13 protein-coding genes and 1 riboswitch are annotated in these 17,977 nt (G+C 72.1%); of the genes, 3 read left to right on the top strand and 10 right to left on the bottom strand.

What is annotated here, in order from left to right; genetic code table 11:
* Positions 1 to 9 precede the first annotated feature (9 nt).
* The 3 genes from ACTVCO_RS04585 to ACTVCO_RS04575 all read right to left on the bottom strand — a co-directional run bounded on the left by ACTVCO_RS04585 (position 10) and on the right by ACTVCO_RS04575 (position 5,002).
* The gene (locus tag ACTVCO_RS04585) at positions 10 to 1,596 is read right to left on the bottom strand and encodes a DUF7059 domain-containing protein (protein ID WP_443727236.1); all 1,587 of its coding nucleotides are present in this window, start codon (positions 1,594 to 1,596) and stop codon (positions 10 to 12) included.
* Positions 1,597 to 1,652: 56 nt separating this feature from the next.
* Positions 1,653 to 2,570 (bottom strand): hypothetical protein, encoded by a 918-nt coding sequence (locus ACTVCO_RS04580; RefSeq protein WP_443727235.1) that lies wholly within the window; start codon positions 2,568 to 2,570, stop codon positions 1,653 to 1,655.
* Positions 2,571 to 2,701: 131 nt separating this feature from the next.
* A complete protein-coding gene (locus ACTVCO_RS04575; RefSeq protein ID WP_443727234.1) occupies positions 2,702 to 5,002 on the bottom strand; it encodes a sodium-translocating pyrophosphatase in 2,301 nt (766 codons plus the stop codon).
* Positions 5,003 to 5,344: 342 nt separating this feature from the next.
* Between ACTVCO_RS04575 and ACTVCO_RS04570 the strand changes: the two genes are divergently transcribed.
* Both ACTVCO_RS04570 and ACTVCO_RS04565 read left to right on the top strand, forming a co-directional pair.
* Positions 5,345 to 5,893: a SigE family RNA polymerase sigma factor gene (locus ACTVCO_RS04570; RefSeq protein ID WP_443727233.1), complete on the top strand. Its 549-nt coding sequence runs from the start codon at positions 5,345 to 5,347 to the stop codon at positions 5,891 to 5,893.
* Positions 5,890 to 8,067: a hypothetical protein gene (locus tag ACTVCO_RS04565; RefSeq protein ID WP_443727232.1), complete on the top strand. Its 2,178-nt coding sequence runs from the start codon at positions 5,890 to 5,892 to the stop codon at positions 8,065 to 8,067. The genes ACTVCO_RS04570 and ACTVCO_RS04565 overlap by 4 nt, the downstream gene beginning before the upstream one ends.
* 98 nt (positions 8,068 to 8,165) lie before the next feature.
* Here the strand turns inward: ACTVCO_RS04565 and ACTVCO_RS04560 are convergent, their stop codons facing one another.
* The 4 genes from ACTVCO_RS04560 to ACTVCO_RS04545 form a co-directional block, all read right to left on the bottom strand.
* Complete coding sequence (locus ACTVCO_RS04560; protein WP_443727231.1) at positions 8,166 to 9,446, bottom strand: aminotransferase class I/II-fold pyridoxal phosphate-dependent enzyme; 1,281 nt, start codon at positions 9,444 to 9,446, stop codon at positions 8,166 to 8,168.
* A 152-nt stretch (positions 9,447 to 9,598) separates the two neighbouring features.
* The gene (locus tag ACTVCO_RS04555; protein WP_443727230.1) at positions 9,599 to 10,870 is read right to left on the bottom strand and encodes an MFS transporter; all 1,272 of its coding nucleotides are present in this window, start codon (positions 10,868 to 10,870) and stop codon (positions 9,599 to 9,601) included.
* A gap of 268 nt (positions 10,871 to 11,138) precedes the next feature.
* The gene (locus ACTVCO_RS04550) at positions 11,139 to 12,713 is read right to left on the bottom strand and encodes a methyl-accepting chemotaxis protein (protein ID WP_443727229.1); all 1,575 of its coding nucleotides are present in this window, start codon (positions 12,711 to 12,713) and stop codon (positions 11,139 to 11,141) included.
* A gap of 150 nt (positions 12,714 to 12,863) precedes the next feature.
* Positions 12,864 to 13,862 (bottom strand): LLM class flavin-dependent oxidoreductase, encoded by a 999-nt coding sequence (locus tag ACTVCO_RS04545; protein ID WP_443727228.1) that lies wholly within the window; start codon positions 13,860 to 13,862, stop codon positions 12,864 to 12,866.
* A gap of 319 nt (positions 13,863 to 14,181) precedes the next feature.
* Positions 14,182 to 14,293: riboswitch (SAM riboswitch) on the bottom strand.
* Positions 14,294 to 14,434: 141 nt separating this feature from the next.
* Between ACTVCO_RS04545 and ACTVCO_RS04540 the strand changes: the two genes are divergently transcribed.
* On the top strand, positions 14,435 to 16,906 hold the full coding sequence (locus ACTVCO_RS04540; protein ID WP_443727227.1) for a DEAD/DEAH box helicase: 2,472 nt from the start codon (positions 14,435 to 14,437) through the stop codon (positions 16,904 to 16,906).
* Between the two features lie 12 nt (positions 16,907 to 16,918).
* Here ACTVCO_RS04540 and ACTVCO_RS04535 read toward each other — a convergent pair whose 3' ends face one another.
* Genes ACTVCO_RS04535 through ACTVCO_RS04525 form a run of 3 tightly spaced genes read right to left on the bottom strand, consistent with a single transcriptional unit; the run spans position 16,919 to position 17,972 of the window.
* A complete protein-coding gene (locus ACTVCO_RS04535; RefSeq protein WP_443727226.1) occupies positions 16,919 to 17,338 on the bottom strand; it encodes an Rv3654c family TadE-like protein in 420 nt (139 codons plus the stop codon).
* Positions 17,335 to 17,697: a TadE family type IV pilus minor pilin gene (locus ACTVCO_RS04530; protein WP_443727225.1), complete on the bottom strand. Its 363-nt coding sequence runs from the start codon at positions 17,695 to 17,697 to the stop codon at positions 17,335 to 17,337. The genes ACTVCO_RS04535 and ACTVCO_RS04530 overlap by 4 nt, the downstream gene beginning before the upstream one ends.
* Positions 17,697 to 17,972: a DUF4244 domain-containing protein gene (locus ACTVCO_RS04525; RefSeq protein ID WP_443727224.1), complete on the bottom strand. Its 276-nt coding sequence runs from the start codon at positions 17,970 to 17,972 to the stop codon at positions 17,697 to 17,699. The genes ACTVCO_RS04530 and ACTVCO_RS04525 overlap by 1 nt, the downstream gene beginning before the upstream one ends.
* Between the last annotated feature and the right edge of the window lie 5 nt (positions 17,973 to 17,977).

The raw sequence follows: 17,977 nt of genomic DNA, 5'->3' as shown, positions 1-17,977 counted from the left end.
GCGAGAACGCTACCGGTCGGCGCCGGTGAGCAGCAGGCCATCCCGCACGAGTCCGCGCACGCCCGGAAGCACCTCACGCGCGAGCTCGGCCGCGTCAACCTCGAAGAGCGAGGCGATCGCGCCAAGGATCTGCCCGACGCTCAGCTCCCCGTCGCACACACCGACGAGCGCAGCGAGCGCCGTCGACGCGTGGATGCCACGCCCGAGGCCACCGCCCTGCCGGACGATGACGACGTTCGGGTCCTCCGCACCGGGGGTGAGGTAGCGCTCCTCGGTGACGTCCGGGGCGACGACGAGGTGCTCCTCGAGCAGGGCCGCGTCCGTGCGTTCCTCGAGCCAGTCGTGCGCGGCGAGCGACGCAGCAAGGTGCTCGCCGAGAGGCTGGTGGACGGTGCCCGTGTGCTCCTCGAGGCGACGCAACGTCACCCGGCCGTCGACGGGCTTGCGCAGCACGACGATGCCGAAGCCGATCGCCTCGACGTCACGGCTCGCGAAGTCGTCGAGCCACGCTGCGTACGCGGCCGCGTAGGTCTCGGGGTCGCGCTCGGCGGTGAGGCCACCGTCGCGCAGCCACGTCTCCGCGTAGCGTGCGGGGTCGAGCAGCTCACGCTGCACGACCCAGCCGTCGAGGCCCGAAGCGTCGAGCCACTGTCCGACGCGTGCCGTCCAGTCCTGCCCGCGGGAGACCTCCCAGTTGCCGAGCAGCTGCGCGGTCCCGCCCGGCGCGAGCACGTCACCGACGGTGAGGATGAGGTCGCGCACGAGGTCGTCGCCGGCGCGCCCCCCGTCGCGGTACTCGAAGAGCGGAAGGGCGTCGTCGCCGCCCGCGGCGTGCGGGGTGATGACGAACGGCGGGTTCGAGACAACGAGGTCGAAGGTCTCGCCGCGCACGGGCTCGAGCATGGAGCCGTGCCGCAGTTCGAACGTCACCCCGTTGAGTGCCGCCGTGAACGCGGCAAACGCGAGGGCCGGCTCCGACAGGTCCGTCGCGACGACGTGCTCGGCGTGACGCGAGGCATGCAGGGCCTGGATTCCACACCCTGTTCCGAGGTCGAGCACACGCCCGACGGGGGCACGCGACGTCACCTGCGCGAGGGTGAGGGACGCGCCGCCCGCGCCGAGCACGTGGTCGGGCTCGAGCTCACGGCCCGTGGCGAGCTCGCCCAGGTCGGAAGCGAGCCACCAGTCGATCGGGCCGCGTGCGTCGTCGGCCGCGTACGGGCGCAGGTCAAGGAGTGGGACGACGACGGCGTCCGGGGCACCGGCGTCGGGCGCAGGGCCGACGAGCCCGAGCTCGAGCGCTCCGTCAAGACCGAGCGTCGGCAGCGCCGCGTCGAGGTCGGCACGGGCGACCGCGCCGCCGAGGACGAACATCGAAGCGAGCACCGCTCGCGCTCGCACATCCCCGGGCGTCGCCTCGTCGGCGAGCACGCGCGCGAGGGCGAGCCGAGCGGGGACGCCCTCCTCGCGTCCGAGCGCGTCGAGCGCGATGGGACCGAGCAGGTCTCCGACGCCCGCGACGGTGAATCGCGCTGCGAGAAGATCGGCGCGCAGCGCGGTGATGTGGTGCGGCGAGAGGCGTGGGGGGTGGCTCACCCGTCCATCATCCCGCGCCTCGCACCGCGACCGCGACGCGAGACGAAGCAGTGCGCCTAGGAGCAGAGCGTCTCGAGCAGGCTCGCGATCTCTTCGCCGGCCTTCGTGTAGCCCGGCACGATCTCGCCGCCCGGCCCCGTGAGGAGCGTCGTCATCTCGGTGATGGGAGACGCCTCCGGGTCGAGGGTCCGCAGGTGCTCCGTGATGGCCTTCGTCCCCGCGAGGTACGTCGCCCACGCGCTCTCGTGGCCGACGGGAGGTGCCGCCTTCTCCATCGACGCGATTGCGGCGTCGGCAGCGGGGATGAACGCGCCGATGGTCGGCGAGAAGAGAGCGAGGGACCACCCGGACGTCAGCTCGGACATCTCGAGGCACGCGTCGAGGTCGGACGGAAGCCCGAAGTCGTCCGTGACGACATCGGTGGGCTCGGGCGCGGCGGGCTCCGCGGGCGGCACGGGTGCGTCCGTGGGCGACGGCGCGACCGGGGTCTCGGTCACGGCTGGTGCGGCGGCGGGGGTGGCGTCGTCGTCGCGCAGGCCTTGCCAGACGAGGTAGCCGCCGACGGCGAGGAGCAGCGCCACGACGAACGCGATCCACGTGCCGAGGCCCGAGCGCGAGCTGCCGGGCACGACGAGGCCGGGCTGCCCAGAGGGCGTCGGCTCACCGTGCGGGGACGTGCCGAAGGGGGCGGCGGCCATGCTGCCGGCGGCCGAGTACGACGTGGCCGGAGGAGCCGGCGCGGATGGTGCAGGCGGTGCGGTGGGCGGGGCGGGCGCCGGCGTCGACGAGGCGCCCGGGGCCGAGGGCGTGCCCGGGGCCGACGGGATGCCCGGGGCCGGAGCAGCGTCGTCGACCCACAACGGCCATCCCTGCGGCATCGGAGGCCAGGCCGGGTCCGGCTGCCAGCCGGGCGGCGGCGTCCAGCCCTCGGGCGCTGGCGGCCAGCCGGGTGCGGGGTTGAAACGCGCGGCCATGAGATCCCCTGTCGACGTCGGGGCCACCACGGTCACCGCGGCAGCACGGAGAGATCATCCCTTGCTTGCGCCCGTCTCACCACCGGAGACGAGGAATCCACAGCCCACGACAACGCGCCCGGCCGACCAGCTCAGACGAGCCCGACCTCCTTCTCGAGCGCCTCTTCCTCGTCCACCTGCGCGGCACGGAGCCGCGAGAGGATGACGGCCCCGAAGGCGATCGCCGCGGCCGCGCTCGCGATCGCGATGCGCAGCACGTGATTGGCGTCGGCGGGAACACTCATGGCGACGACCGCGGGGGCAACGAGCACCGCCACGAGGTTCATCACCTTGATGAGCGGGTTGATGGCTGGTCCGGCGGTGTCCTTGAACGGGTCGCCGACGGTGTCACCGATGACGACGGCCGCGTGCGCGTCGGAGTTCTTGCCGCCGTACGCCCCGTCCTCGACGATCTTCTTCGCGTTGTCCCACGCCCCGCCAGCGTTCGCAAGGAAGACCGCCATGAGCACGCCGGCACCGATCGCACCAGCAAGGAAGCCCGCGAGCGGTCCGACGCCGAGCCCGAAGCCGACCGCGATCGGCGCAAACGCGGCGAGCAGGCCGGGCGTCGCGAGCTCGCGCAGCGAGTCGCGCGTGCAGATGTCGACGACCTTGCCGTACTCGGGGCGCGTCTCGCCCGTCATGATGCCGGGGTGGTCGCGGAACTGACGGCGCACCTCGAAGACGATTGCGCCCGCGGCGCGCGTCACGGCGTCGATCGCCAGCCCGGAGAAGAGGAAGACGGTTGCACCGCCGAGGATGACCCCGACGAGCGTGACGGGCGAGATGATCTCGAACGTCAGCATCGAGGCGACGATCCCGGACGTCGCGGGGTCGGTGATCTTCGCGAGCGCCTGCGTCACGGCATCGGCGTACGAGCCGAAAAGCGCTGTGGCAGCCAGGACCGCGGTTGCGATCGCGATGCCCTTGGTGATCGCCTTCGTCGTGTTGCCGACCGCGTCGAGCTCCGTGAGGATCTGGGCACCGTCCGCGTCGACGTCGCCCGACATCTCGGCGATGCCCTGCGCGTTGTCCGAGACGGGCCCGAACGTGTCCATGGCGACGATGACGCCGACCGTCGTGAGCAGTCCGCAGCCCGCGAGGGCGATGAGGAACAGGGCGAGCCACAGGGAGCCGCCCGCGAGCAGGAACGCCGCGCACACGGCAGCCGCAATGATGCCCGCGGTGTACACCGCAGACTCGAAGCCGACGCCGATCCCGGAGAGCACGACCGTGGCCGCGCCCGTGCGCGAGGTCCGCGCGACGTGCCGCGTGGGTTTGGACGACGTTCCCGTGAAGTAGCCGGTCACCGCAAGGATGATCCCTGCGAGCACGATGCCGATGAGCACCGCGCCCGACGCGACGATGCGCGGGTCGGCCGTCGACGCGACGAGATCGGCTGCCACTCCGTCGATCTCGGCGAACGTTCCGGGCAGGTAGATGAACGCGGCGATCGTCGCGAGGATGGCGCCGAGCAGCGCTGACACGTAGAACCCGCGGTAGATGGCGCGCAGGCCGTCCTCACCCGCCCGCGTGCGCGTGATGACGATGCCGATGAGCGCGACGACCGCGCCGATCGCGGTGATGAGGAGCGGCAGCACGAGACCCTGCTCACCGAGCACGGCCTTGCCGAGGATGAGCGCGGCGACGAGCGTCACGGCGTAGGACTCAAAGAGGTCGGCGGCCATGCCTGCACAGTCACCCACGTTGTCGCCGACGTTGTCAGCGATCGTCGCAGCATTGCGCGGGTCGTCCTCGGGGATGCCCTGCTCGACCTTGCCGACGAGGTCCGCGCCGACGTCGGCCGCCTTGGTGAAGATGCCACCGCCGACGCGCATGAACATCGCCAAGAGCGCGGCACCGAAGCCGAAGCCCTCGAGGACAGCAGGTGCGTCGGCACGATAGACGAGCACGACGACGCCCGCGCCGATCAGCCCGAGCCCGACGACGCACATGCCGACGACGCCGCCGGTCCGGAACGCGATCCTGGCGCCCTCGGCGCGTCGGGCCTCGATCGGTCCGGGTACCTGCGCGGCGGCGGCGACGCGCAGGTTGGCGCGCACCGCGAGCCACATGCCGAGGTAGCCGATCGCTGCGGAGAAGCCGGCGCCGAAGAGGAAGGCGACGGAACGGCCGATGCGCACGCCCGCGTCCCCCGGAAGGAGCACGAGGAGTGCCACGACGATGAGAGCGAACAGGGCGAGGGTCCGGAACTGGCGGCTGAGGTAGGCGGAGGCGCCTTCTTGGATCGCTCGCGCGATCTCTTGCATCGAGGCGGTTCCGTCGCCTGCGGCGAGAACCTGGCGTCGCAGGCCGACCGCGACCATGAGGCATAGTGCGCCGATGACCGTGATGACCGAGACAATGACGAGGCTGGTGGTCCCGAGCTGCATGCGTCCTCCTCGACGTCCTGCCGATAGAGACAGGTGCGCCCGGCCGACCCCATCGTCGTCCGGGCTCTGGCAAGACTACAGATGTGGCGGCGGACACACAGCCAGAGCCAGCATTTCCGCGATCCCGTAACCTATCTGTGACCTGCGTCTCCCTATTTCTGCAGGTCGGACCCCAACGAAACCTGCTCCCTCGTTCGTCATACGGGTAGAGGCGCCCGCACGGGGCGCCCCGACCGCGCCGCCGCACGGTGGCGGGACCGGGAGGGCACGATGGTCGCTGGGACCGCGCACACGCTCCGTGTGCGCCCCGCACCCGCGAGGGCGACAACGAGGAGCAGGCCGATGAGCGACTGGGCGACGACGCTGGACGAGCTCGTCCGGGCTCGCGGCGACGCGCTGATCGCGGCGGCCTACCTCCTCACCGGCGATCTCGGCGAAGCAGAGGACCTCGTCCAGGACTCCCTCGTCGCCGCGTACTCCCGCAGGCGCACGGATGACGACATCCGCAGCGCGGAGGCCTATGTGCGCCGCACGATCCGCAACACGTTCGTCGACGGTTTTCGTCGTCGTAAACGCTGGGCCGCGGTCCGCCACCTCACGGTCGCGCCCGCGCACCAACCGGACGACGGCTCGACGACGCCCGAGCACGTGCCCGCGCACCTTGACGTGCTCCGCGCCCTGTCGACGCTCGCACCCCGCGAGCGCACCTGCGTCGTCCTGCGGTTCTACGACGACATGACCGTGCCACAGATCGCAGCCGAGCTCGGGCTCGCGCAGGGTTCGGTCAAGCGCTACCTCGCCGACGCGGTAGCGCGCCTCGAACACCAGCTGGGCCCGCTCGCGGACGCCCACCACATCGATCTTGACGTCACCCACGGAGGTGCACGATGACCCGCCCCGAGTCCCACGACCCCCACGACGGCCAGGACCTGTCCGGTCTCCTTCGCGACCTTGCCGACGATGCCGCCCAGGCACCCCGCGCCCGTTCCCTCACGTCCATGGCCGCGATCGCTCGCACGCACGGCCTCGCTGCGCGCCGCCGCCGCACCGCTGCCCGCACGCTCGTGGCCGCGGCCTCGGTCGCCGCCGTCGCCGTCGGCGGCGTGCTCGTCACCCAGAACCTCGGCGGCGAGACGGTGCCGCCACCCGCAACCGCTCCGAGCACCCCGGGCGCCTGCGGCACGGCCTTCACACCGCCCACCGGCGACGTCGAGGGACTCGACCTCGTGCTCGCGACCGCCGAGCCGCCGCTCACCGCCGCCAGCCTCGCTGACCTGCCCGACGTCGTCGCCGTCCTCCATGAGGGCGCCGCCGAGAAACAGCTCACCCTCGGCTCGACCGGCTATGTGAGCTACACGGTGGTCAAGGACGGCACGATCATCGCGACGCCCGGCCCGATGCCCGAGCCCTACACGGAGGTCACCCTCACGGCCGGCGGCGACGCAAGCAGTGCGTTCAGCCGGACGACCTCCGTCCCGTGCGACGCCTCAGGAACGTTGCCCGCGGGCACGTACGAGGTGTGGGCGACGCTCGACTCCACCGTGTCAGGCACCCCCGGGCGCCAGGTGCTCGTCGTCGGCGGTCCCTGGACCGTCTCGATCGCCGCACCAAGCCTCACGATGGGCACCCACGCGTTCGCGTGCGGCTCGGAGTCCAGCCCCGGCATCGACGACTCCGGCCAGGACACCTACCGCCTCGAGGCCACCGGCCCCGACAGGACGGTGACGCCAGCGCCCGTCATGCCCGACCTGCTCCGCCTCGACCCTGCTCTCCTCGACGGCAGCATGCAGGCCCGCACCGTCATGGGCGTCTGGGTCTACCTGGCCCGCGACGGCAAGATCGTCTCTGCCCACAAGACCGAGGGCACCGAGCTCCTCGCGTGGTTTGGCCCGGACGATGCCACGGGCATCATCCCTGGCACTGCCAAGATCGTCGACGGGCTCCGCGTCGACGCGACCGCGACCGCGTGCGACGGCTCGGGGCTCTTGCCCGCAGGCGAGTACGACGCGTGGACGGTCGTCGAGCTGGGCGCAGCGAACGCGGACGGTATCGCACGGACCATCATCGGCAGCGAGGCCGTCCCCGTGACGCTCGGGGCGAGCATCGGCCTGCCGGCGTCGACGATGCTCACGTGCGGTGAGCCGACGAGCGAGATCACCTCCTCGACGGAGGCCGGCGGTGCCGCCGCAACCCTCACGCTCGCCGGCACAGTCACCCGCCTGCCCTCGGGCATGGCGGGGGCCACAGGCGCAGTCAAGGCGCAGATCCGCCACGCACAGACGTCGACGTCCTGGTACCTCGGCGACGCCGCGGAGGTGTACGTCGTGCGCGACGAGACTGTCCTCGCGGCTACACGGACCCGCCAGGGGTCCGGTGGCTGGGCAACAGGCACGATCCCCGCGACGACCGACCTCGCGGTCCCCGTCCGTGACGCTCTCACCGCCGACGTCCCGACCACGGACTGCGACGGCACGCCGCTCCCCGACGGCACCTACACGCTGCTCGTCATCGTGCCGGTCACGCAGCTCGACGGAACCACCGAGACCGCGACCGAGATCATCTCGCTGCGCCAGAACCTCACGATCGGCGGGGGCCCCGCGCTCCCGGGCAAGGATGCGTCGGCCACGTTCCCGGCCTGCCGCGCCGGTGTGCCCGGATTCCAGGGCGACATGCTCGAGGTCTCGGGGACGCCGGAGAAGGCGACCGTCGGGCTCGACAACGCGCACGGCGGCGAGATGACGGTGACGAACATCGGCGGCACGAGCCTCGCGGGCTCGTTCCCGAGCGTCGTCGGCGGGGTCCTCACCCGCGGCGGGATCGTCGTCGGACAGATCCCCGACACCTCGAACGTCACCCCGACGAGCGGGTATGACCTCGCCCGCGGCGCCTCCACGGACCTCGCGTGGAACACGGACCTGCGGTCCTGCTCGACCGGCGAGCACGTCGGCGCCGGCACCTACGAGGTGTGGGCGACGGCGACGCTCACCGGCACCGACGGGACAAAGGAGTCGGCGACAGGCAAGGTCGCCACGGTGACGGTCGACCCCGAGCGGGTCACCGACTGATCGTCGGCCCCGGGGCGCGCAGGGGGCGCTCCCGGACCGACGATCGACGAAGGGCCCGGCCTCACGGCCGGGCCCTTCGTCGTGCAGTCGGTCCGCTGTCAGCCGGCGAGGCGCGCCTCGACCGCCGCGAGCAGGACGCACGTCGCGACGCCGTCCATGCTCGTGCGCACGTCGTCCGCGGACGGGAAGCTGGGCGCGAGACGGATGTTCTCGTCGCGCGGGTCGACCCCACCCGGGAACGTGGCACCCGCGGCCGTGAGCGCGATGCCCGCGGCCTTGGCGAGCTCGACGACCCGGCGGGCCGTGCCCGGGACGACGTCAAGGCTGATGAAGTAGCCCCCCTCGGGCGTTGTCCACGTCGCCGCGCCGGTTCCGCCGAGACGCTCGGCGAGGATCTCGAGAACCGCGTCGAACTTGGGCGCGAGGATCGCCCGGTGCTTCTCCATGTGCGCGCGCACGCCCGCAGCGTCACCGAAGAACCGCAGGTGACGGAGCTGGTTGACCTTGTCCGGGCCGATCGACCGCTTGCCGTAAAGGTTGCCGTACCAGGCAAGGTTCGCGGCCGACGAGCCGAGGAACGCGACACCTGCTCCGGCGAACGTGATCTTCGAGGTCGACGCGACCGTCCACACCCGGTTGGGGTGGCCCGCCTCGGCAGCGAGCTCGAGGATGGGCAGGGCCGGCGCGCAGGTCTCGGCGAGCGGGTGCACGGCGTAGGCGTTGTCCCACACGATGCGGAAGTCGGGCGCCGCAGCCTCCATCGACAGGAGTGCGCGGGTCACCTCGAGCGAGTACACCGCGCCCGTCGGGTTCGCGTAGGCGGGGACGCACCACATGCCCTTGACGGCGGGGTCGGCGACGGCTGCGCGCACCTCGTCGAGGTCAGGTCCGTCGGCGTGGAGCGTCACCGGGATCATCTCGATGCCGTAGGCCGCCGCGATCGCAAAGTGGCGGTCGTAGCCGGGCACGGGGCAGAGGAACTTCACGACGGGCTCGTCGCGCCACGGGCGCTCGGAGTCGTTCGTCCCGTGCAGGAGCGCGAACGCGACGAGGTCGTGCATGATCTCGAGGCTCGCGTTGCCCGCCGCCCACAGGAGAGTCGGGTCGATGTTGAGGAGCTCTGCGAAGATCGCGCGCAGCTCGGGAAGGCCCTGGAGGCCGCCGTAGTTGCGGACGTCGGTCCCTGAGCCGTCGCGGTAGTCGCCGTCGCCCGGGAGCGACAGGAGCGCGTTCGAGAGGTCGAGCTGCTCCGGGGCGGGTTTGCCCCGCGTGAGGTCGAGGGTGAGGCCCGTGGCCTGCAGGTCCGCGTAGGCCTGCTGCAGGCGGGCGTGCTCGGCGGTGAGCTCGTCAGGGCTGAGGTTCTCGAACGCAGGGGACATCGTTGACGCCTCTCCCCGGCCGTGACCGGGTGTCAGGGTGAGTTCTGTGAGGCCACGAGCGCGGGCGCCGCGCAGCCACGTCCCGATCCTATGGCCCTGCGCCGGGATCCGTTCTCCCGGATGCCGCGTCAGTCCACCCGCGAGTCTGTGCTCTACCCGCGAGTCTCAACCTGCGCGTGGGGCACAAACTCGCGGGTACGCGGATCGGTTGTGCGCTCGCGGCGCTCGAGCGCCGCGTTAGCCAGCCCCAGCACGACGAGCACGACCGCCGCGCCCACCGGAAGCACCATCGACGCGGGCGCACCCTGCGTCTCGGCAAGCTGCCCCGTGACCGCCGACGCAAGCGCCTGCGCCAGGCTCAACGCCGCCGTCGTCAACGTCATCGTCATCGCCGCACGCCCCTGCGGGCTTCGCGCCGACGCCATCGACAGCACCGTCACGAGGACAGGCCCCACGCCGATCCCCATGAGCAGCAGAACACCGAACGGCGACGCGTCGGGCGCCAGAGCCTGGTACAGCGCGGACGACGCCACGATGAGCGAACCGAACACGACCCAGCGCCACCGGGGCGCGAACGCCCGCGGCAGAACCGACACACCGAGGGCCAGAACCGCCGACGTCACACCCATCGCACCGTACGCAAGCCCAGCCTCGTCGCCACGACCCTGCTCACCCATGAACGCCGTGAGCGACGTGAGCGTCGCACCAAAGAACATGCCGACCGCGAACGCACCACCGACGACGACGAGCACGCGCGCCCGGACGACCTCGCGCAGCCCGGCACGCTCCGCAGAGGCGTGCCCCGCCGCCCGCACCGATGCCGTCGGGTGCAGCGCGAACGCGAGCACCGCCGTGATGCTCAGCGCCGCCGCGACGGCCAACGGAAGCCACGGCGCCACCGCCGCAGCAAGCACACCCACGAGCACCGGACCAATGACGAACGCAGTCTCATCGACCGCCGACTCGTACGACATGACGCGCGCAAACGTCGCCACCCGCTTCTCAGGGACGACGCGCGCCCCGACGATCGTCACGAGCCGCGTCCGCGACAACGGCGCGACCTGCGGAACCGTCGCCCCCGCGAGGAACGCGACAACGACGACCAGCGGACGCGTCGCATCCACTCCCACCACGAGCGGGACGAGCGCAACCGCCACCGCGTTGAGCACGCCCACGACCGGGACGATGCGGCGCTGACCCCACCGGTCGACCATTCCGCCGACGAGCGGCCCCGCGAGTACGACGCCCACGCCGACCGCCCCGGAGGCCAGACCACCGAGCGCGACCGAGCCCGTCACCGTCGTCACGTACGTGAGGACGCCGACGACGACCATCGCGAACGGGAGCCGCGCGATCGCAGCGACCGGGTAGAAGCCCCAGCCGGTCGCACGCACGAGGGACGACGCAAAGTCGCTGTCAGGCACGGAACGAGTCGCGTGCGCGGTCTCCGTGGAGCGCCGGCGAGGCGCAGCTGTCGGGACCGAGGATGAGGAAGACATGCAGACGTGGTGCCTCTCGTGCAGGCGGTGCCGCCTTGCTACGGGAGCAGGTGATGCACGCGGGCGGAGGACTCGTCCGCGGCCTGGAGGCGTCGGCGGGGTCCGTCCGGGGTGCCGTCGGCACCGTGGACGACGCTAGCACGCGACCGCCCGCGAGGGCGGGGGTCGGTGATCGACCCCACACCCTCGCGCGTCACCCCTGTGCGCGAACCGTCTCCAACAGATCGTGCGACGTCGCGGCCAAGCTTTGAGCGGCCGCGCGGATCGTGTCGACCTCGTGCGTCGTCCGTGCCGTCGCCACTTCGACCTCACCGAGCTTCTCCGCAACCGCGTGCGAGCTCGCCGCAACCTCGGTCACCGCTGCGGCCATCGACGCCGTCGTCGCGGTCTGCTCCTCGACCGCACCCGCGATCGTCGCCTGGTAGTCGTGAATCCGCCCGACGACCTCGGCGATCTCACCGATCTCGGAGGCCGCCGCAGCCGCAGCCGACTGGATGCCCTCGATGCGCGCCGCAATGTCGCCGGTCGCCCGCGCAGTCTCCTGGGCGAGCTCCTTGACTTCGTTCGCGACGACCGCGAACCCCTTGCCCGCATCACCAGCGCGCGCGGCCTCGATCGTCGCGTTGAGCGCGAGGAGGTTCGTCTGCTCAGCGATCGATGTGATGAGCTTGACGACCGACCCGATCTCAGCCGACGACTCACCGAGCGTCGCCACGGTGCGCGTCGAGCGGTCTGCGGACTCGACGGCCTGTTCGGCAACGCGTGAGACCTCCGTCGCATTGCGCGCGATCTCAGCGATCGACGCGCCCATCTGCGTCGCACCCGACGCGACCGTGTCGATCCCCTCACTGACAGATCGTGCGGCGCTGCGCGCATCAGCGGCACCTCCCGCCGACACCTCAGCCGCTCGGCCAAGCCGGTCGCCTGCGACGACAAGGCCATCAGCTGCCTCGCGCAGGTCGCCGGACGCTCCCTCGACACCACGTGCGATCTGACCGCTGCGGTCGAGCGCGCCATTGAGCGCGGCCGCGAGACGCTCAAGCTCGGTCCGACCCGCACCCTCGTCGAGACGCACTCCCGCGTCGCCGTCGGCGAGCGCGGACGTCACCTGGGCGAGCGGCCGCACGACGCTGCGTGCCACCACGAGGCTTCCGAGCGCGACGAGGACGATGATGACGGCCGCGGCAGCGAGCAGCCCGCTCGCGTCAGCGATCGAGGTCGTGCGCACGTCGTCGACGTAGATGCCCGTGCCGATGACCCAGCCCCACGGCTCGTAGCCCGCGACGTAGGAGATCTTCGGCTGTGGGTCGTCCTCGCCCGGCTTGGGCCACAGGTAGTCGACGAAGCCAGCGCCGTCACGCTCGACGACCTTGACGAACTCGACGAAGAGGAACTTGCCGTTGGGGTCGACGTTCTCGGTGAGATCCGTGCCGACGAGCGCCGCATTGACGGGGTGCATGATCATCGTCGGGTGCATGTCGTTGATCCACAGGTACTCGGTGCCCTGGTAGCGCATGGCCTCGAGCGAGGCCGCTGCTTCACGCTGCGCCTCCTCGAGCGACATCGCACCGCTCGCCGCGAGATCGCCGAAGTGCGTCACGGTGCCGAGCGCGACCTCAACCACGGACTTCGTCAGTGCCCGACGTTCCGTCGTGATGCGGGACTCGCCCCGCCACACTGCGATCGCCGCGGTCGCCACGAGTCCGAGGCAGGTGAGAACAAGGAGCGCGACGAGCTTCTGGAAGATCGTGAGCCTGGACAGGGTCATGGGGGTGCCTCTCGAGCGCGAGCGTGTCGCGCGTCTCATCGACACCACATCGCAGCTCGTGAGCGGTTCTCGCCCACGAACTGCCACGCGCACGCGACGGTCGGCCCCTGAGGGTCGACCGTCGCGTGCGTGAGAGCTGTCAGCGGCCGGTCAGCGACCCGTGGATGCGAACGTGCGCGTCGTGCTGGCGAGACCGAGGCTCTCGCGCAGCGTGGCTCCCGGGTAGTCCTCCCGGAAGAGGCCCTTGGACCGCAGGACGGGGACGACGCCGTCGACGAGGCCGGTCACGTCAGCGACGAGCGAGGACGGGGCGACGACGAAGCCGTCGACGGCACCGGCGGCGTGCCAGTCCTCGGCGAGGTCGGCGAGGTCGGAGGGCGTGCCGACTTGGATGATCGAGTCGGAGTGGGCGGCGACGACCTCGGCACCTTCGAAGGCGTCGAGCAGCTCCAGGCGCGCCTGCGCGCTCGCGCGGTCCGGTCCGGTCACGGCAAAGAGGTCGACGAGGACGAGCACGTCGTTCGCGTCGCGGCCTGCCGCGAGCGCGGCGTCGCGCACGACGCGGCGCTGCTCGAACGCGTCGTCAACCGTGTGCGCGCCGATGCGGACGACGTCCGCGAGACGGCCGGCGCGCTCAAGGTGCGCGGGGTTGCGCACGGAGATGACGGTCGGGGCGATCGACGAGACCTGGCGGGTCACCGCGGTGACGAGCCGGTCGGGCGTCGAGCCGTCGACCTGCCACCCGGCGCGGCCGCCGGAGTTGCGCGAGATCGTCTGCAGCGCGGTGGCGACGTGCCCCGGCTCGTTGGACTCGGGCGAGATCGTGGCGACGAGCCCGAGGCGGTCGGTGACCCGGCCGAGACGCGAGGTGATGACCGCGGCGTCGAGGCGGCCGCGGAGCAGGCCGATCGTCTCGGGCTGGAGGCGGAAGTCGTCGCCCACGGCGACGAAGTCGAGGGTCCCTCGCTGGGCGGTGCGGACAAGGTCGGCGAGACGGTCGGCATTGAAAGCCCCGACGGGCGCCGGCACGGGCAGGTGGCTCGCGAAGCGGCGGGCGCCGGCCCCCGTGAGGTCGAGGGCGAGGTGGATCCGCGTGCGCTCGGTGCTGGCGCGGCGGGTGGGGTTCGTGGAGTTCGTCGAGGTGCTCATGGTGGTGCCTTCCGGGCAGGAACGACCCACCCGGCGGCGCGTCGTGGCGCTCGGCGGCAGGGGGTCGTGCGAGGTATGTCGAGAGTCCCGCTCATGTGCGGGGAAGCCCGTGCGGCGCGAGGCTCGCTGCGGGCGATGGGCGTGCGGCGGGGAGGCCGCTGCCAGGGTGGTCAGACGGTGGGTGCGCTGGTCAGCGCAGACAGCACCGGGGCTGACACATCGACGAACACATGCACATTCGGGCCTGACGGGTTGCTGCGACGGGTCGCTGCCATCCTGCCTGGTGCATCGTGCTCTCCTGTCCGCGCCGCTCGAGGCGGCTGCGCTCGTTGCCCCGTCCCCTGTGGACGGTGCCTGGTCCTCACCCGGAGCACCCCCGCGCGGGGGGTTGCTGGTCAGCGAGCCGGGGCTTGGTGCTGACACTCATGACCTGAGGTCGTTCGTTCTCTTCCGAGCGAGGCGCGCGAGACGATCACCGGAAGCAGTATCGAAACTAGGACCTTGGTCACGCATGTGTCAACGGTTCGAGGCGATTCATCCCACCCTTCGGGACATAGGCGCAGTGGGAGGATGTGCTGGTGCCCACCTCGCTCCTCGACGTCCTCCTCGCGGGAGGTCGTCGCGCTGATCGCGCGACGCACGTGGAGCACGTCCCGGCACGGGCAGGCATCCACGCGCCATGGCCCGGGTGGGCGGACCGCGACCTCGTCGCGGGCTACCGAGCCCTCGGTGTCGAGAGCCCGTGGCGCCATCAGGTCGAGGCTGCGGACGCGGCGTGGGCGGGGCAGCACACGGTCATCGGCACCTCGACGGGCTCGGGCAAGTCCCTCGCCTTCTGGCTTCCCGCCCTCACCTCCGTCCGCCTCGATCACGCACGCGGAACCTTCGACCCGGGCCGCATCGAGTCCGTGCGCACCCGCGGCGCGGTGCTCTACCTGTGCCCGACGAAGGCGCTCGCAGCCGACCAGCTTGTCGGGCTCGAGGCACTGCTCGCGGCTGCGGGAACACCGGATCTCAAGGTCGCGACGTGCGACGGTGACACGCCCTACGAGGAGCGCCGCTGGGTGCGCGACCACGCGGACGTCGTCCTCACGAACCCCGACTTCCTCCACTTCGCGCTCCTGCCGCAGCATGCCCGCTGGGCACGACTGCTGCGGTCGGTACGGTACGTCGTCATCGATGAGGGGCACGCGTTCCGGGGCGTGCTCGGCGCTCACGTTGCACTCGTCATCCGGCGCCTGCGGCGCCTGTGCGCGCACTACTCGGGCAAGCCCGAGGGTCCGACGTTCGTCGTCGCCTCGGCGACCAGCGCGGAGCCTGCGCGGACGACCGCGCGGCTCGTGGGCGTCGATCAGGGCGACGTGGTTGCCGTGACCGCCGACACGGCCCCGACGGGCCGGCGCACGTTCGTGCTGTGGGAGCCGCCCGAGGTTCCCGGGACCGACGCGGGCGTCGACGCCGGCTTCACCGCGATCACCCCCGGCAACGAACCCGACGAGTGGTGGGTCGACTCGCCCGCGGAGGCCGAGGCACGTCCCCGCCGGTCGGCGACCGCAGAGGCCGCCGACCTGCTGGCCGACCTCACGTCCGCGGGAGCGCGCACGCTCGCGTTCTGCCGGTCGCGCAGGGGCGCCGAGTCCGTCGCCCTGAGCGCTCAGCGCGCGCTGAGCGCCGTCTCGCCACGCCTGGGCGGCGCGGTGGCCGCGTACCGCGGCGGCTACCTGCCGGAGGAACGTCGCGAGCTCGAGGCTGCGATCCGCTCGGGTCAGCTGCGGGCGCTCGCGACGACCAACGCGCTCGAGCTGGGCGTCGACATCTCGGGGCTCGACGCCGTGCTCGTCGTCGGGTGGCCCGGGACGCGCATGTCGATCTGGCAGCAGGCTGGTCGCGCGGGCCGTGCGGGCGCCGACGGCCTCGTGGCGTTCATCGCACGCGAGGACCCGCTCGACACCTACCTCGTCCACCACCCCGAGGCGATCTTCGATGCCCCGCTCGAGGCGACGGTCTTCGACCCCGGCAACCCGCACGTGCTCGCCCCGCACCTGTGCGCAGCCGCGGCCGAGCTGCCGCTGCGCGAGGCCGACCTGCCGATGTTCGGCCCGCACGCGAGCGACGTGCTTGACGTCCTCGAGCGTCGCGGCGCCCTGCGCAGGCGGCCGTCGGGCTGGTTCTGGACCCACCCCACAGCAGCCGCGGGCCTCACGGACCTGCGAGGCACGGGCGGTGAGCCCGTACGCGTCGTCGAGGGCAGCACGGGTCGCATGCTCGGCACGGTCGACGCAGCAGGGGCGGACGGCTCCGTGCACACGGGCGCCGTCTACGTGCACCAAGGCACGTCGTACGTCGTGCGGGAGCTCGATCTTGAGGACAGGGTCGCACTCGTGTCCCGCAAGGACGTCGACTACGGCACGTGGTCGCACGACATCACGACGATCGCCGTGCACGAGGGCGCCCGCGAGCGCACGTGGACCGCTGGTGGGCGTTCGGTGCGCTGGGGCCTCGGCGACGTCGACGTCACCACTCAGGTCGTCTCGTACACGAAGCGACGCCTGCCCGGCCTCGAGATCGTCTCCAACCACGACCTCGACCTGCCCGCACGCACCCTGCCGACGACCGCGGTGTGGTGGACAGCGCCCGCCGACGTCCTCGAGGCCGCTGGCGTCACGGCCGAGCTCGCCCCCGGCGCGTTGCACGCGGCCGAGCACGCATCGATCGGGCTGCTGCCCCTCCTCGCGACGTGCGACCGCTGGGACCTGGGCGGAGTCTCGACCGCGATGCACGTCGACACGGGCGAGGCAACCGTCTTCGTCTACGACGCCTACCCAGGCGGAGCCGGGTTTGCCGAGCGCGGCTTCGAGCTCGGCGCGACGTGGCTGCGCGCGACGCGCGAGTCGATCGCGGAGTGCCCGTGCACGACAGGCTGCCCCGCGTGCGTGCAGTCGCCCAAGTGCGGTTCGCAGAACAACCCCCTCGAGAAGGACGCCGCCGTGCGGCTGCTCGACGCCGTGCTCGCGTGCGCGCCCGGCGGGCACGTCATGCGCTGACACGTTCTCCCCTCAGCTCGGCCCGCGGCCCGCCGCGGGCTCGCGCACCCACTCCGGGCCCGCACGCGCGCTTGCGCTGCGGTCACGAATGATGCGCGCGAGCCCGCCGCGCGCCGGTGCGCGCACGGTGACCTCGACGATGCCGAGGGCGTCGGTCGTGCACGAGACGAGGACCGCACGGTTCCGGTGCGCGGCCGCGCCCGCGGCCTCACACGGCTCGCTCCCTCGCCACGGGCTTGCCGCGGCCTGGGCACCGGCAAGCGCGGCCAGGTCGGCGGACGACGTCGCAGAGGCCCCGAGGGCTCGGGCGGACGCGACGAGAGCAAGGGTCGCAGCAAGCGTGACGGCGACCGCGAGGATCGCCACCACGAGGACGGACGCATGGCCCGCATCGTCGACGGGGCTCAGGCGGGAGCCCGGACGGCCTCTCATTCGATCGCCGCGACCGCGGTCGCTGTGATGCCGAGGGCACCGAGCAGGCCCGCACGTGCGGGCAGGCCACGGCGCACCGTGACCCTCGCCCACCCCTCAGCGACGGCCACGTCGACCGCTGCCGAGCCGCCCGCGACCGTCCGCGCCGCAGCGACCACCTCGTCCTCCGGAACGCCGAGGGCCGCTGCACGCGCTCCCGCGCGCGCTCCGTCGATCACGCTCAGGTGCACGACGCCCACGGCGGCGACCGTGAGCACCGCCACCAGGGCGAGGACGATGACGGGCAGCACGACCGCGACCTCGGCGGTGACCGACCCACGGTCCTCCCGCCAGGGCCGCGGTCGCACGTGCTCACGCATCAGATCGTCAGCGCTCCCTTGACGATCTTGAGGAGCAGCGCGCGCACGTCGCTGCTCGCAAGGATCGTCACGAGCAGGCCCGCCAGACCGACGGCGGCAATGATCGTCACCGCGTACTCGGCGGTCGCGGCACCGCGATCACGGTGCGCGCGCAGGACTGCGCTGGACCGCGCGAGCCAGCCTCGCGGGGGCGTCGGCGCGTCGGTGGCGCAGAGCTCGGAGCCGGAAGCACCGGGCTCGGCAGGCACGTCGGGGACAAGGGTCAGGGCACTCATGCGTC

The organism is Sanguibacter sp. A247, from assembly GCF_052324925.1.
Taxonomy (GTDB): Bacteria; Actinomycetota; Actinomycetes; order Actinomycetales; family Cellulomonadaceae; genus Flavimobilis.
Note: the sequence above shows the minus strand (reverse complement) of the source record. Positions and strands in the feature narration are given on the sequence as shown.